The organism is Limnohabitans sp. TEGF002, assembly GCF_055395845.1.
Genome location: NZ_AP029224.1, coordinates 245876 through 260752, shown reverse-complemented (window position 1 = coordinate 260752; position 14877 = coordinate 245876). Strand labels below are relative to the sequence as shown.

The window sequence follows — 14877 nt, the reverse complement described above, 5'->3', positions numbered from 1 at the left end:
AGGGTGTCACGCAAGCAGTCGGTAAAAACATCATTTGATTTCGAAATCGAGTGACTTGATGCCTTGGCGACCTTGTAGGTCTTCAATGCTGATCAGAAGACGGTGCGAACCTTTGGGTAGGCTGGCTTCCTTGACGCTGATGCCCTCTGCAGTGACCTTGGCCGCGTTGATGAGGCGCTGTGTGATGTCAATGCGCAAACGCCCATACAAGACTTTGAATGTCTCAGGACGGACAACGCTGGAGGCCGCAGGCACAAACATCAACTGGATGGCCGTTGGCGAGACTACGGGGGTGTCCAGTCTGGGGTGCACGATCTCAATTTGAGGCGCACCAGGAACGGTAACCGTTTTGGCGATCAATGGCTCTGTCGCACCCAAAGACGCCTGCATTTCCTTGACCGAGACGAGCTCAAAAGCCTGCACATGGCAGGCCGATGCGCACAGTCCCCAAGCCAGGACGGACGTTTGCAGCCATGAGCTCCAACGCATCATGGCAACAGGCTGATCCGCACACGGCGGTTTTCGCTGGCCAGTGGCTTGTCGGGCAGCAGCAATTCGCTGGCTCCTTTGCCTTCGGCTTGCAGTCGTTCAGCGGGCACGTTTTGACTCACCAAGTAGGCTTGCACCGCTGATGCTCGGCGTGCCGACAGTTCCTGGTTGTATTCGTTTTTGCCTTTGGCATCCGTATGGCCTTCCACCTTGAATTTCAGCTGAGACAGGCGCTCGCTGTTCATGGCCTGTGCCAGGTTGTCCAACAAAGGCTTGCTGTTGGCCTGCAACCGGGCGGAGTCAAAGTCAAAGTTGATCGACAGATCCACATTGACCGGTTTGGGCACCAGGTTGCGAAGACTGCGCGTGGTGGGTGGCGCAGGGGGTGTGAGCTTTTCGATGAGGTCTTCTTTGGAGGCCTGCTGAACCAGTTGGGCCGATGCGGATGACCCCATCAAGATGAGTGCCAAAGCCAAGGTAAACCGTTTCATAGAACTTCCTTCAGGGTGAGCAGTTTGGCGCCAAAGCGTTCGGAGCCCTCACCGTCCTTGTTGTGAACCAAAAAGTTGATCAGCGCGGCGCGGCCACCGATTTCATTCAGGGCAAAAGTGAATGGATTGGCGGCCGATGGCTCAGCCATGGTCAGGCGGTCAATTTGCCGCGGGCTTGAAGACACCATCACCAGCAAGTGGTCAGTGCCGGGAGGTCCTGCCGCTTCCAGTTGCCAGTCTGGTCGGGGTAGCTTGCGTGTTTGACCCGCCTTGATCCTGTTGTCTTTGTCCAGGCCATTGGGATAAAGCACGTAGAAGCTCTTGCGGTCACTGCCCAGCAAGACCATGTAAATGTAACCATCGTGGCTGGATTTGATGCTGAGGTCCAAAGCATCTTTGCCAATCTTCAGCACAGATTTGCTCAGTTTCACATCCAGCACGATGCGGGGATCGCGTTGTTGTTCAATATCGGCCAATGTGGCCAGTGAGGCCAGCATGGGCTCAGGTGCAGGTGCCACACTTGCTTGAGCTTGAGCTTGAGCTGGAGCTGGAGCTGGAGCTGGAGCTGGAGCGGGCTGGGCCACAGGTGGTGTGGGTGGCTTGGCGGGTGCGGCCTCAGGACGTTGTGCAGCTGGCGCAGCAGCAACGGGCCGTGGAGGTGCGGGGTTGCTTGAAGGCGCTGGGCTTGGTGTCGCAGTAACCGCAGGGCTTGCCGTAGATTGGGCAACAGTTGCCGTGGGTGTTGGCGGTGGCCGTGATGCGCTGGTGGATGTTGTTGCCGGTGCGTTGGCGGTTGATGAAGTTGCAGTTGAAGTTGCAGTCGGTGCAGTGTTGGCCACCATCGCCGTGGTCACGGGCTGTGGCGCAGTGGGCGCAGGCACTGCGGCTGTGGGCGTTGGTGTTGCTGCAACAGGCGGTGCGGGCTGAGTTGCTGGTGCAGGCGTTGGTGCAAGTGCTGGTGCGGCAACCTGCGCTGGGGCGGGGCGCTGCAAAGCCACAGGAATCAGGTTCCGATTGCCCGAAACCGACACATGGTGTGGCGTCAGGTCTTTCATACCTTTGAGCCGCAAGTCAATGAAGGCTTGAGCGCATTGCTGGATTTCTGCGAGGGAGACGGCACCCGAGCCGTCCTTGTCAACAGCTTTGCCGAGCAGACAGTCCCGCACACCTTGGGTCGCCAGGCCACCTTTGCCCGGCTCGTCAAAGCTGACCTCATCCGGCCGTGAAGACGTGATCTGAACCACGTTTTCCTGCAAGGCACCCAAGCGTGTGGTCTCCCCCAGCAGGCTTCGGGTTTTCAGATTCGAGGGTTGGCTGCAGGCATCGGCCGCGCTGCTGGCTTTGAACGTGAATTTGGGTTTGAATTCAATGCCGCCGATCGACCGCGTGGCGGCTTTGCTGGAGGTCACACCACCTGAGTGACAGGCATCGATCATGGTGATGACTTTGTCTGCACCCGATGTGATTTTTTGTGTGGCCTGAGCCAATTCGGCGTTGGTGATGGCTTGACCATCGTGGGTCAGCAGGCCCTCGACGCATCCGTTGACCGTCGGGTCCCAATACCGGGTGCCGTGTCCAGAGAAGTAGATGAACGTGCGCCCCCCATCGCGTGTGCGTTCACCCAATTGCCGAATTTCCTTGAGGATGTTTTCTTTGGTGGCGTTTTGGTTTTGCACCAAACGGATCTGATTGACGGGAATGCCCATGGCCATGGCCATGCGTTTGGCGCTTTCCACGTCGTGTGGCACTCCTTCCAGCGTGGCCGCGCCGGTGCTTGGACTGTATTGACTCAGGCCAATGACCAGCGCAGAACGCAAAGCCGGCGTCTGTGTCTGAGATTGTGCGGGCCATGCCGTGAACAAGGCCAAGGCCAGCAAGAGTGAGGTGTTTTTCTTCATGAGATCAAGCGCAGTCAAATGTGATCAGCTCATGCGCCCGTGAAGGCCTTGAGTCCGGAATAGAGTGCCACCCCTGCAGAGACCAAAGGCGCCGTGGCGGTGATCAGACTTTGCACCTGGTTGGAGATTTCCGTGATTTTGAATTGGCCGGATGCATCGCGCGCCAGCAAAACCCGCAAGCTGATCTTGTTGCGCTGTTGGCGCGCCCACCGAGCCATCAGGTGGTGTGTCAAATAGCCCGTTAAGAATGACAGCCCGATGGCGGCTGCGTATTCCAGGGTTTCGCGCCAGTCTCGGACGTTTTCTGGCCAAAGGGGCACGCCATCAATATGGGCCGTGATGGCGAGCATCAATCCGACAGACAAACCACCCACCATCAAAGCGGCCAGGAATTGCATGAATCCGCCGAAACCACTGCGACGCGCACACCCATAGCCAGTCAATGCGGGCAGTGTGATGGTTATGAGACGCAAAAACAAAGGCGGTGCGTCGTAGACAAACAACAAGATCCAGTGACAAAGTCCCATCACGGCGATGGTCAGTACCACCATGACCACCCAATTGAGCCAAGATCGACGCGGCGTGTCGGCGGTGGCGTCAATCGGTGTTTCCGGTGATGTGTCCTGTGTCTTGGCATAGTTCAGGGCTACCGCCTGAATGTCTCGTGATTGCAGTTCAGAGAGCGTTTGTGCCTGCTGTTGTGCCGTTGCTTTCAGTTGTGTCACCTCATCGGCCAGCGATTGCAGCTGGAGCGCCAGAGGTTTGAACAGCACCAAATCCCGTGTGCAGTGGCTGCACACCGATGCCTGCACAGGGACATCGCTCCAGCAGTAAGGGCAGTTGAAGGTGGTGTGGCTCACTTGGCGTTCAAGTAGATGATGGTCTTGCCTTCGCGGCCTTCGCTGTCGCGCACGGAAATCCGGATCGGGTGCGTCCCAGCCGGCACGCTCGCCTGGGGCAACTCAAGATGGTTGCCGTTCAAACCAGTTTTGAAGCGGGCCGTCAGATCGACAACGGGTTGCTTTAAGTATTCAAATTTGATGGATGAGGGGTCGATTTTGGCGCCGCCTCTGGGTTCAAAATTCATTTTGAATGCGAAAGATTTACTGGCCACTTCTGTTGGCGACAACAAGCTGATCCCTGGGCCTCGCGTGATGGCACGTGTGGCGGGCACTTGCAGATTGGGGGTCTGCGACTCAGCTTCCGTGATCAATGGCGTTTGAGCCACAGCGCCCCAGGACAAAAGCGTCAGCATCAGGGCCATGACAGAGGTCGAGAAAATGGAGCGCATGTTGGGTGTTTCCCGCAATGGAGTGGTGTATACCGGTTCATCAGTGTAACAATTGGTACGGTTGTTGGGCAGACACGGTGAGCCGAGTCTGCCCAGCCATGAAGGCCAAGAGATTTCAGGAAAAAACATGTCGACCATTCGCTGCGTCAAGCAAGCTGTTTTCACCCACTTCAATTTGACGTTCAAATCCATGCTGCGTTGGCTCGGGGTGTTCCTTGGGCTGATGGCTTGTTTGGCTCTTCCTGCTGTGGCCCAGCCTGTCAAGGGCTCCGTGTACAAGGACTTCTTGCCTATGGGCTCGGGTGCCAGTGTGGCTTTGCCTGAAGGGGTTTGGGAGGCAACGCACGTTGGCCGACTGACTTATCCAGGGGAAGAATGGGAAACCTTCACCCTCAAAAACCAAAGCCTCGATGCCAAAGTCCCGTTTTTGGTGGTTCGGCACACCACCACCTCGGGTCGTTGGGGCAACACCGGCTGCTTGTCTAAAAATCCTCACCAGTTCATGGTCAACGAGCATGGCATCCAAGCCAATCAGGTCTTGAACAAATGCTCTCGTATGTGGTCATTGAGTAATTTTGAAGGTTGGAAAATGCTCAGTTGGGCCACCAAACCGGAAGACCAAAAATGGTGGGGCGATGTGGTGCAGGGGATGGTCGACAAAGAAGGAGTCAAAAGGGGCGGCATCTTTCAATTGGAGCTGGGGATTCAGCAATTCAATGGGAAAAGGGTTCGAATAGATGCGTTTGTCTTGCCGCCCAAGGGTATGGGCGTTGGGAAATTCAAATCGGACTTCCTGGCTGGACAGATGTTGCCCGAACACCAGATCTTGTCTGGTTGGACGTCTATTTACATCGAATCCCTCCAGCAAAGCTACTTCAACAAAAAGCCGCAACCTATCATGGCGCTGGCTTACCCGATCAACTCAACTGGTTCGATTGCGGTTGCTCAGGCCGCCTCTGCCGCGATGCCTGCCGCAATTCCCTCAACAGCCCCTACGGTTGCGACGCACCCCCCTGTGGTGGTCGCCGCTACCACTAGGCCAGAGCCTGCAAAGGCTACGCCTGTGGTGCCCACACCGGCGCCTGCGGCCAGAGTTGAGCCTACGCCGGTTGCTGCACCAGCGCCAGTGGCTGTTGCCGACAATTCTGCCCAGCTCAAGCTGGAACAAGAACGCCGCGCCATGGATGAGGAAAAGCGCAAGATGGCGCAGCAGCTGGAAGCCATGACGCAGATGCTGGCAAAGCTCCAGCAAGAAAACGCAGCAGCCGCCGCCGCAGCAAAAGCCAAGGAGGTGGCGGCCGCAACGCCTGAGCCACCAGCCAAATCTCGTGAGCCTGTGACCTATGCCAACCGCAAGGCCTTGGTCATTGGCAACGACCTCTACACGCATGTGCCCAAGCTGAACAACGCAGGTGCCGATGCAGACGCCATGGCCAAGTCTTTAGAGGCTGTGGGCTACAAGGTGTTCAAGCACTTGAACTTGGATGAGAAAAAGTTCAAGCAGGCAGTTCGCGACTTCCGACAAAACCTGACGGGTGGCGACGAAGTGCTGTTCTTCTACGCAGGCCATGGTGTGCAGTTGGGCAATGCCAACTATTTGCTGCCCATCGACGTGCAGGGCGACCAGGAAGATCAAGTCAAAGACGATGCCATCTTGTTGCAAAAGGTGCTGGACGATCTGGAAGAGAAGAAGACCAAGTTCGCTTTGGCAGTGATAGATGCTTGCCGTGACAACCCGTTTAAAAGCAAAGGCCGAGCCATCGGCGGCCGTGGTCTTGCGCCCACAACGGCAGCTACGGGACAAATGATCATGTTCTCGGCAGGCGCTGGTCAACAAGCGCTTGACCGTTTGGGGGACAACGACAAAGAAAAGAATGGCTTGTTCACTCGAATTTTTGTGAAAGAAATGACCAAGCCCGGTGTTTCTGTCGACCGAGTTCTGCGCAACGTTCGCAACGAAGTGGTCCGTTTGGCCCGCTCGGTGGGACACGAACAAACACCGTCCCTTTACGACCAAGCCATTGGCGAGTTCTATTTCAAGCAATGAGCCAGTCTTGATTTGGGCATAAAAAAACCGCCCCGGTTTGTGACCGGGGCGGTTGGAGTTATCAGCGCCGGATGGGCGCAGCACCTGATTAAGCGGCCAAGCGGGCTTGCAGCGCAGCTTTGGTATCCAGCAGCGCTTGGGGCAGGTGGTAGCTCAGTTGCGCAAAGTGCTCGTCGTGCAGCTTGAACTCGGCTTGCCAGGCAGCCTTGTCGATGCTGGTGACCGACTTGAACTGTTCAGCGCTGAAGTCAATGCCACTCCAGTTGATTTCTGCATAAGTGGGAGAGACGCCGAACATGGTTTGTTCGCCGGTGGCTTTGCCCTCCAAGCGGTCAATCATCCACTTGAGCACGCGCATGTTGTCGCCGTAGCCGGGCCACACGAACGAGCCGTCTTCGCCTTTGCGGAACCAGTTCACGCAGTACATGGCGGGCAGCTTGTGGCCAGCGGCCTCAGCTTTGGCACCGGTGTTGAGCCAGTGCTGGAAATAGTCGCTCATGTTGTAGCCACAGAAAGGCAGCATGGCGAAGGGGTCGCGGCGCACCACGCCTTGTGCGCCAAAGGCGGCGGCAGTCGTCTCCGAGCCCATGGTCGCAGCCATGTAAACGCCTTCGGTCCAGCTGCGCGCTTCGGTGACGAGCGGCACGGTGGTCGAGCGGCGGCCACCGAACATGAACGCGTCGATCGGCACGCCCGCAGCGTCGTCCCATGCGGGGTCGAGTGCAGGGTTGTTGGTCGCGGCCACCGTAAAGCGGGCGTTGGGGTGAGCGGCTTTGGCGCCGGTCTCTTTGGCGATCTGGGGTGTCCAGTCCTTGCCTTGCCAGTCGATCAAATGGTCGGGCAGCTTGCCGGTGTCTTTTTCCATGCCTTCCCACCAGACGTCGCCATCGTCCGTGAGGGCCACGTTGGTGAAGATCACGTCCTTGTTCAGGCTCAGCATGCAGTTGGGGTTGGTCTTCATGTTGGTGCCGGGGGCGACGCCAAAGTAACCGGCTTCGGGGTTGATGGCATACATCTTGCCGTCTGTGTGGGGCTTGACCCAGGCGATGTCGTCACCGATGGTGGTCACGCTCCAGCCCTCGAAGGCTTTTGGGGGAACCAGCATCGAGAAGTTGGTCTTGCCGCAGGCGCTGGGGAAAGCCGCTGCGACGTGGTATTTCTTGCCTTGGGGGTTGGTCACGCCCAAGATGAGCATGTGCTCGGCCAGCCAGCCTTGCTCGCGGCCCATGTTGGAGGCGATGCGCAGCGCAAAGCACTTCTTGCCCAGCAGCGCGTTGCCGCCGTAGCCCGAACCGTAAGACCAGATCTCGCGTGTCTCAGGGAAGTGCACGATGTATTTGGTGCTGGGGTTGCAAGGCCAGGGGGTGGTGTCTTTTTGGCCAGCAGCCAAAGGTGCGCCCACGGTGTGCATGCAAGGCACAAACTCGCCATCGGTGCCCAGCACGTCGAACACGGCCTTGCCCATGCGGGTCATGATTTTCTGGTTGACGGCCACGTAGGCGCTGTCGGTCAGCTCGATGCCGATGTGGCTGATGTGTGAGCCCAAGGGGCCCATGGAGAAAGGCACCACGAACAGGGTGCGGCCAGCCATGCAGCCGTCAAACAAGGGGTTGAGCGTGGCGCGCATTTGCGCGGGCTCCATCCAGTTGTTGGTCGGGCCGGCGTCTTCTTTTTGGGCCGAGCAGATGTAGGTGCGGTCTTCCACGCGGGCCACGTCCGAAGGGTCGGAGCAAGCCAGGAACGAGTTGGCGCGCTTGGCGGGGTTGAGCTTTTTGAAGGTGCCGGCTGCGACCAGTTCGGCGCACAGGCGGTCGTATTCTTCTTGCGAACCGTCACACCAGTAAATGTTGGCAGGCTTGCACAGGGCGGCCATTTCGGCGACCCAAGCAATCAGCTTGGCGTTTTTGACATACGCAGGGGTGTTCAGGTTCAGGCCCTGCATCACGGGTGAGTTCATGACTAGCTCCAAGTTTAAAAATCGTTTTTTCAAAATCCCTGCACAGGGACTTTGAAAAAACGGCTGAAGGGCTGAGATACTGAGGGTTGTTGCCGTAAAAAAGAACGGCTGTAACCACGCGGTAACTGGCGGGTCTCGATTTTAGGGAGACTGCTTGTTTTGTGCCTGTCAGCTTGCTTGAAAACCCGTTTAAATCTATGCAAAAAATGCATGACGTTATGCGCATCCTGGCGGACGGTGCATTCAGTGCACGCCGGCGTCAGTGGATGATGGCGGTATGGGCGGCACCTTTGATGGCCGCTTGTAAGACCCATGCACAAGCGCCATTGCGAGTCAAAATTGCTGCCGCCAGCAATTTGAAGTTTGTGCTAGCTGACTTGGCAGACCAATACAGGCAACAAACAGGCGTTCAGGTGGATGTGAATTTAGGCGCATCGGGCAACCTGGCGCGGCAGATCTTGCAAGGCTTGCCGGTGGCGCAATTCATCTCGGCCGACGAGCTTTGGGTGGCCGAACTGGCCAAAGCCGGACGCACGGTGGACGCTGGGCAACGCTACGCCACGGGCCGGCTGGCGCTGGTTGTGCCTAAAAATTCAGCACTGCCGCTGGCCCAAGGTTTGGCGGCAGTGGTGCGTGCGATGAAGCCCGGCGACAAATTCGCCATCGCCAATCCGGCGCTGGCCCCGTATGGTGTGGCGGCCGTAGAGGCTTTGCAGCGTGCAGGCGTCGGGCCTTTGCCTGCTCATCAAAAGGTATGGGGCGACAACATTGGGCAAGCCACCCAGTTCGTGGCCACGGGCGCGGCGCAGGCGGGCATCACCGCATTGGCGTTGGCCCAAGCCCCCGAGATCGCCCCCAGCTTGCAGGTTTTGCCCTTGCCCGCTGACTTGCACGCCCCGCTGCACCAGCGCATGGTGCTGCTCAAGGGTGCGGATGCGGCAGCAGCAGAGTGGCACCGGTTTTTGCTCAGCCCGCCAGCCCAGGCGGTGTTTGTGCGGCACGGCTACGCCTTGCCGCAATAATCCAGCCCACCACCCCATATTTCAGCTCCGCCTTCGAACCCCACCCCATGGATTGGTCTGCCCTTCACGTTTCACTGACCCTGGCTGCTCTCACCACCTTGGCCTTGCTGCCGGTGGGCTTGGCGTTGGCCCGCTGGCTGGCTGTGACCGCCTGGGCCGGGCGGCCAGTGGTCGAAGCTTTGCTGCTGCTGCCCCTTTTGCTGCCCCCCACCGTGATCGGGTTTTACTTTTTGGTGGCCTTTGGGCAGGGCAGCACTTTGGGTGCATGGCTTGCTGCTTCGGGCATTCGTCTCGTGTTCACCCTCGAAGGCCTGTTGCTCGTGAGCGTGCTGGTCAACTTGCCTTTCATGGTGCAACCGATTCAGCGGGCGTTTGCGGCGGTGCCGCACAGCCTGCGCGAGGCGGCTTGGGTCTCGGGCCTGTCCACTTGGCAGACGTTTTGGCGCATCGAGTTGCCGCTGGCTTGGCCCGGTTTGCTGGCGGGCATGGCGCTCACTGTGGCGCATACGCTGGGCGAATTCGGCGTGGTGCTCATGGTGGGCGGCAACATCGAAGGCGAAACGCGCACCCTGTCGGTCTCGCTGTACGACAAAGTGCAGGGCATGGATTTGCAGTCGGCGCATGTGATGGCGCTGGCACTGGTGGGCGTGTCTTTGCTGGCGCTCACGCTGGTCTTGGCCTTTGACCGGGTGGGCCAGCGCGGCCGCGCCCTGCAGGAGCGCTGATGCACGGCTTGCAAGTTCAACTGCGCTCGGCCAGCCCGATTCGGCTGGAGGCCGAATTTGATTGCGGCGCGGGCGAGTTGGTGGCCTTGGTCGGGCCGTCGGGCAGTGGCAAAACCAGCATGCTGCGTGCGATTGCCGGGCTGTGGACGCCCACCGATGTGCAAGGCCACATTCGGGTCGCGGGCCAGGCTTGGCTGGACACGGCAGCGGGCGTGCAGCTCAGCCCGCAGCAGCGCCGGGCGGGCCTGGTGTTCCAACACTACGCTTTGTTCCCACACATGACGGCGCAGGCCAATGTGTCGTTGGCCGCTGGGCCGGGTTGGTCGAGCGCCGATGTGCAGACTTTGCTGGCTCGCTTGGGCTTGGCCGAGTTGAGTGAGCGCAGGCCATCACAACTCTCGGGCGGTCAACAGCAGCGTGTGGCGCTGGCGCGGGCGCTGGTGCGCGTCATGCCCAGGCCCACAGCGGACCCCACGCCAACACCCCAAGTTTTGCCCGGTGTGTTGTTGCTCGACGAGCCGTTTTCTGCGGTGGATGCGCCCACGCGCCAGACGCTGTACCGTGAGTTGGCTGCTTTGCGCCAAAAGGTGTCGGTGCCCATGGTGCTGGTCACACACGACCTGGCAGAAGCCCGCCGCCTCGCCGACCGGGTGGTGATTGTGGACGCTGGCCAGAGCCTGCAAACCGGCGAGCCTGCCCGCGTGTTTGCCAGCCCGCGCAATGCCCGGGTGGCCGAACTCGTGGGCATTCAAAACCACTTTGAGGGGCGCTTTTACAAAGACCACGCGGACTGGGGGCGCTTGCGCTGGACCGATGCGGCGGCATCAGGCACCGGTCTGGACTTGGCGGTGTTCGACAAGAACAAGATCGACGACGGCACCCCTGTGACTTGGGTGCTGAACGGAGAACAGGTGGATGTGATGGCCGATGGCGAGGCGCCTAGCCTTACGCCGCCAAGCCACACCCGTTTGCGTTGCGAGTTGATGGAGGTTTTGTCGCTGGGCGAGATCAGTTTGTGCACGCTCAGGCCCGAAGCCTTGCCCAGTCAAACCATCACCTTGAACCTGACCAGTCGCCTGCTGCAGCGTTTGCAGGTCGCCTCTGGCAGTTGGGTTCAGCTGCAGATCGCGCCAGAGGCCCTGCACATCATGCCGGTTCGCACAAAATAAAACCCGCAAAGCACGGGCTGTTGCGGGTTGGGGGGGTGCTGCCAAGGCGGCGCACCGGGTGCGGCGAATCCTCAGGCCATGAACACGGCGATGAAGGCCAGCAGGAAAATCAGCACGGCACCTGCAGCCGGAATGATCACGGGAATGTGCTTGACCACGTTTTCAACGGGATCGTCAGAAGTGTGTGCGTCGTTGTGATGGGACATGGTGGGCCTCGGAACAAGAATGGCGGTATTGTAGCCAAGCCGGGCTGGCGGGTCGCTGACAACCCGGCTCACATCAGGGCATAGGTGGTGCTGGCCCGGAAAACGCTCTTGCCGTCGTCGGCCCCGCTCAGGTCGATTTCACCAAAGGCCATGGCCTTGCCAGCGCGCAGCACCCGGGCCGTGACCAGCGCGTCCTGGCCCGACAGGGGTTTCATGAAGCTGCTGGACAGCTGCACGGTGCTGCAGGGCCGGAACTGCCCAAAGTGGCTGATCAGCGCCAGCACCATGGCCGTGTCGGCCGCTGCCATCATGGCCTGGCCGCACAGCAAGCCGCCCACCCGCGACAGCTGCTCGCTTTGCGGCAAGCGCAGGGTCACGCTGTCGGCGTCAAAGCGCTCGACCTTCAGGTTCAGTGCCTGTACCCAAGGGGCAAACAAATCGGACAGCGATTGCTGCAGGGTTTCAGTGGTGGTGCTCATGGCCGCAGTTTAAACAGTGCGAAGACGTCGCCCCAACCCACGCTTGTCAGTCCCTGAGGCGTCTCTATACTGCGCACATGGCTTCTTCCATCCTCGTTTTGGGCGCCGGCATGGTCGGCACCTGCACTGCTTTGCATTTGCAGCAACGCGGCTTCGAGGTCACTTTGGTGGACCGGCGCGCTCCCGGACAAGAAACTTCGTTTGGCAATGCCGGCCTGATCCAGCGCGAAGCGGTGGAGCCTTATGCCTTTCCCCGTGAACCGGGCTTTTTGCTCAACGCTATCTTGGGCCGGGGCGCCGAGGTCAATTGGCATGCGCGTGGCCTTTGGCAAATGGCCGGATCGTTGCTGCGGTATTTTAAAAACTCGCACCCGCAGTCACACGCTCGCGCCACCGAGGCTTTCAGTCGCCTGATTGCGCACGCCACCCATGAGCATGGTTGGCTCATGGCCGCTGCCGGCGCGCAGGACTTGGTCCGCCAAGAAGGATTCCGATTCGTGTTCCATACGCCCAAGGCGTTGCAGGCGGCCGTGCAGAGCGCATCGGTTCTGCACGACCGTTTTGGGGTGCGTTACCAAGCTGAAAATGCCGCCCAACTGGCGCAGGCCGAACCTGCTTTGCGCGCGCCGCTGGCAGGCGCGCTGCGCTGGCTGGACCCGTGGGCGGTCAATGATCCGGGCGCCTTGGTGCAGCGCTATGCCGATTTGTTGGTGGCCCGTGGTGGACGCCTTTTGGTTGGCGATGCCGCCAGTCTGCAAGCGCAAGGGCTTGGCTGGTCAGTGCAGACCTCCGAAGGCCGTGTGGACGCCAAGCAGGCCGTGCTGGCGCTGGGCCCCTGGGCCGATGGATGGATCTGCACCCTGGGCTACCGTTTCCCGCTGTTCATCAAGCGGGGTTACCACCAGCACTATCACTCGCCGGCTCAGGTGCGGCAGCCGCTGCTCGATGCCGAGCGTGGTTATGTGTTGGCCCCTATGCAGCGGGGCTTGCGCCTGACCACCGGGGCTGAGTTCGCGCCCATCGATGCCCCGCCGACCCCCGTGCAATTAGTCAAGGCCGAAGCCATGGCGCGCCAGTTGGTGGACTTGGGCCAGGCCTTGCCTGAGCCGCCTTGGCTGGGTGCACGCCCTTGCACCGCCGATATGCTGCCCGTGATGGGCCCTGCGCCGCGGCATCAAGGTTTGTGGTTCAACTTCGGTCACGCGCACCAAGGCTTTACTTTGGGGCCTGTGGCGGGCCGATTGCTTGCCGAGATGATCGAGGGTCGGCACACTTGGATCGACCCTGCACCTTACGCCCCTGCGCGATTCATGTGAATGCGCCTCAAGCGCCATGTTGCAGGCCATTCAGGCCCGTTCAAAGCACCCGGTAAAAACTCAAATACACCCCATCTGGCGCACGTCGTCCTGTGCCGATGAACTGGCTCTCGCTCAGCCAGGCCCATGCGTGCGTTGTGGCCTCCATCTTGGGCTGGCAGCGGAAGTAGATTTCTTCGGGGTTAACCGGCTGTCCGTTCATGATGCGTTGCGAGTTTTCCAGCGAAGCCACGCGCAAGGCGGTGTTTTGCACAAACACCCGGCTGCCGTCGTCAAGCTCGATCACATAGCGTGCATCCAGATGTGCCTGCGTACCGCCGTCCAAAATCAATTGAAAGTCGGCGCCACCCGCCAGCACTTTGCCATTCAGCCGGGGGCCCGTCACGGTACCCCCTGTGATGGGGATCATGCGCCGCAGGCCTGCGGGGGTGTGGCCTACTTCAACGGGCGCCGCAATGGTCACGGCCAAATCGCAAACGTGCTCGAGCTGGGGTGGGGGCAGCGTCATGGGGGTTCCCTTTAAACTTGGTCTGAATTATCAAGTAACTCGACACATGCTTTCCACCCAAGACAAAACCCGCATCGACGACACCCGCATTGCGTCGGTGCGCCCACTCATGACCCCGGCATTGCTCGAAGAACGACTGCCTGCATCACCCGCCCACCTGGCGCTGGTGGAGCGCTCGCGGCAAGACATCTCAAATGTGTTGCAAGGCCAGGACGATCGCTTGGTGATCGTGGTCGGTCCGTGCTCGATCCATGACCACGAGCAGGCCATCGCATATGCCAAGCGGCTCAAGGCCGAGGCCGACAAGCACGCGCAGGATTTGCACATCGTGATGCGTGTCTATTTTGAAAAGCCCCGCACCACGGTGGGCTGGAAGGGCTACATCAACGACCCGCACCTGGACGGTAGCTTCGCCATGAACCAGGGGCTGGAGATGGCGCGCAAGTTGTTGCTGGAGATCATTGACTTGGGCTTGCCTGTGGCGACGGAGTTTTTGGACTTGCTCAGCCCGCAGTACATCAGCGATCTGGTCACCTGGGGCGCGATCGGTGCGCGCACCACCGAAAGCCAAAGCCACCGCCAGTTGGCCAGCGGTTTGTCGTGCCCGGTGGGCTTCAAAAACGGCACCGATGGTGGCGTGAAAGTGGCCGCAGACGCTGTGGTGGCGGCCAAAGCGCCGCACGCCTTCATGGGCATGACCAAGATGGGGCAGGCGGCGATTTTCGAGACACGCGGCAACCAGGATGTGCACATCATCTTGCGCGGCGGCAAAGCGCCCAACTATGGCGCCGCCGATGTCGATGCCGCCTGCAAGGCGCTCGAAGCTTCAGGCATCGCACCGCAAGTCATGGTGGACGTGTCGCACGCCAACAGCAGCAAGCAGCACGCCAAACAAATCGAGGTGGCGCACGATGTGGCCGCGCAAGTGGCGGGCGGTGACCGCCGCATCATGGGTCTGATGATCGAAAGCCACCTGAGCGAGGGCCGCCAAGACCTGAAGGAAGGCCAGCCCCTCGCCTACGGCGTGTCCATCACCGACGCGTGCATCAGCTTTGATCAGACAGTGCCTGTGCTGGATGCGTTGGCGCAATCAGTGCGGCAGCGCCGAAGCCGCCGCTGAGCCTTTGCAAAACATGTAACAGTGCCTTGACCACCATCGCCCGGCGGGCTTAAAGTGGCATCGCTGACATCGGGAAACCGATCGAAGCATCCTCTGGGGTGCATACATGCACCCCGCCCATCAGAACGATGAAGCTTCTTTTGGGCAAACCTTGGGGCG

At 59.9% G+C, this 14877-nt stretch carries 15 protein-coding genes; 6 read left to right on the top strand and 9 right to left on the bottom strand.

The window, feature by feature from the left end:
- Positions 1–30: 30 nt before the first annotated feature.
- From ACZ5SR_RS01345 to ACZ5SR_RS01325, 5 genes are read right to left on the bottom strand one after another with little or no spacing between them, the layout of a single operon-like run.
- Entirely contained in the window at positions 31–492 is a 462-nt protein-coding gene (locus ACZ5SR_RS01345; RefSeq protein ID WP_464449800.1) for a hypothetical protein, read from the bottom strand.
- Positions 489–980, bottom strand: a complete 492-nt coding sequence (locus tag ACZ5SR_RS01340) for an OmpA family protein (RefSeq protein WP_464449799.1) — start codon at positions 978–980, stop codon at positions 489–491. The genes ACZ5SR_RS01345 and ACZ5SR_RS01340 overlap by 4 nt, the downstream gene beginning before the upstream one ends.
- Positions 977–2878 (bottom strand): caspase family protein, encoded by a 1902-nt coding sequence (locus tag ACZ5SR_RS01335; protein ID WP_464449798.1) that lies wholly within the window; start codon positions 2876–2878, stop codon positions 977–979. The genes ACZ5SR_RS01340 and ACZ5SR_RS01335 overlap by 4 nt, the downstream gene beginning before the upstream one ends.
- Positions 2879–2907: 29 nt before the next feature.
- Positions 2908–3738, bottom strand: a complete 831-nt coding sequence (locus ACZ5SR_RS01330; RefSeq protein WP_464449797.1) for a hypothetical protein — start codon at positions 3736–3738, stop codon at positions 2908–2910.
- Entirely contained in the window at positions 3735–4169 is a 435-nt protein-coding gene (locus ACZ5SR_RS01325; protein ID WP_464451133.1) for a hypothetical protein, read from the bottom strand. Before ACZ5SR_RS01325 ends, ACZ5SR_RS01330 begins: the two co-directional genes overlap by 4 nt.
- 127 nt (positions 4170–4296) lie before the next feature.
- Between ACZ5SR_RS01325 and ACZ5SR_RS01320 the strand changes: the two genes are divergently transcribed.
- Positions 4297–6216: a caspase family protein gene (locus ACZ5SR_RS01320; RefSeq protein WP_464449795.1), complete on the top strand. Its 1920-nt coding sequence runs from the start codon at positions 4297–4299 to the stop codon at positions 6214–6216.
- Positions 6217–6304: 88 nt separating this feature from the next.
- On the opposite strand, the gene ACZ5SR_RS01315 is transcribed toward ACZ5SR_RS01320, so the two are convergent.
- On the bottom strand, positions 6305–8173 hold the full coding sequence (locus ACZ5SR_RS01315; protein WP_464449794.1) for a phosphoenolpyruvate carboxykinase (GTP): 1869 nt from the start codon (positions 8171–8173) through the stop codon (positions 6305–6307).
- A gap of 197 nt (positions 8174–8370) precedes the next feature.
- Between ACZ5SR_RS01315 and modA the strand changes: the two genes are divergently transcribed.
- From modA to ACZ5SR_RS01300, 3 genes are read left to right on the top strand one after another with little or no spacing between them, the layout of a single operon-like run.
- A complete protein-coding gene (gene modA / locus ACZ5SR_RS01310) occupies positions 8371–9195 on the top strand; it encodes a molybdate ABC transporter substrate-binding protein (RefSeq protein ID WP_464449793.1) in 825 nt (274 codons plus the stop codon).
- A gap of 47 nt (positions 9196–9242) precedes the next feature.
- A complete protein-coding gene (gene modB / locus ACZ5SR_RS01305; RefSeq protein ID WP_396429663.1) occupies positions 9243–9920 on the top strand; it encodes a molybdate ABC transporter permease subunit in 678 nt (225 codons plus the stop codon).
- Positions 9920–11089 (top strand): ABC transporter ATP-binding protein, encoded by a 1170-nt coding sequence (locus tag ACZ5SR_RS01300; RefSeq protein WP_464449792.1) that lies wholly within the window; start codon positions 9920–9922, stop codon positions 11087–11089. Before modB ends, ACZ5SR_RS01300 begins: the two co-directional genes overlap by 1 nt.
- A gap of 71 nt (positions 11090–11160) precedes the next feature.
- On the opposite strand, the gene ACZ5SR_RS01295 is transcribed toward ACZ5SR_RS01300, so the two are convergent.
- Positions 11161–11295, bottom strand: coding sequence for a hypothetical protein (locus ACZ5SR_RS01295; protein ID WP_464449791.1), 135 nt, complete (start codon positions 11293–11295; stop codon positions 11161–11163).
- Positions 11296–11363: 68 nt separating this feature from the next.
- Positions 11364–11774, bottom strand: a complete 411-nt coding sequence (locus ACZ5SR_RS01290; protein WP_464449790.1) for a PaaI family thioesterase — start codon at positions 11772–11774, stop codon at positions 11364–11366.
- Between the two features lie 77 nt (positions 11775–11851).
- Here ACZ5SR_RS01290 and ACZ5SR_RS01285 point away from each other — a divergent pair, with 77 nt between their 5' ends.
- Positions 11852–13090, top strand: coding sequence for an NAD(P)/FAD-dependent oxidoreductase (locus ACZ5SR_RS01285; protein ID WP_464449789.1), 1239 nt, complete (start codon positions 11852–11854; stop codon positions 13088–13090).
- A gap of 40 nt (positions 13091–13130) precedes the next feature.
- On the opposite strand, the gene ACZ5SR_RS01280 is transcribed toward ACZ5SR_RS01285, so the two are convergent.
- Positions 13131–13598 carry a DUF3237 domain-containing protein gene (locus ACZ5SR_RS01280; protein WP_464449788.1) on the bottom strand — a complete coding sequence of 156 codons (468 nt, stop codon included), beginning with the start codon at positions 13596–13598 and terminating at the stop codon, positions 13131–13133.
- A gap of 46 nt (positions 13599–13644) precedes the next feature.
- Here ACZ5SR_RS01280 and ACZ5SR_RS01275 point away from each other — a divergent pair, with 46 nt between their 5' ends.
- The gene (locus ACZ5SR_RS01275) at positions 13645–14718 is read left to right on the top strand and encodes a 3-deoxy-7-phosphoheptulonate synthase (protein ID WP_464449787.1); all 1074 of its coding nucleotides are present in this window, start codon (positions 13645–13647) and stop codon (positions 14716–14718) included.
- Positions 14719–14877 lie beyond the last annotated feature (159 nt).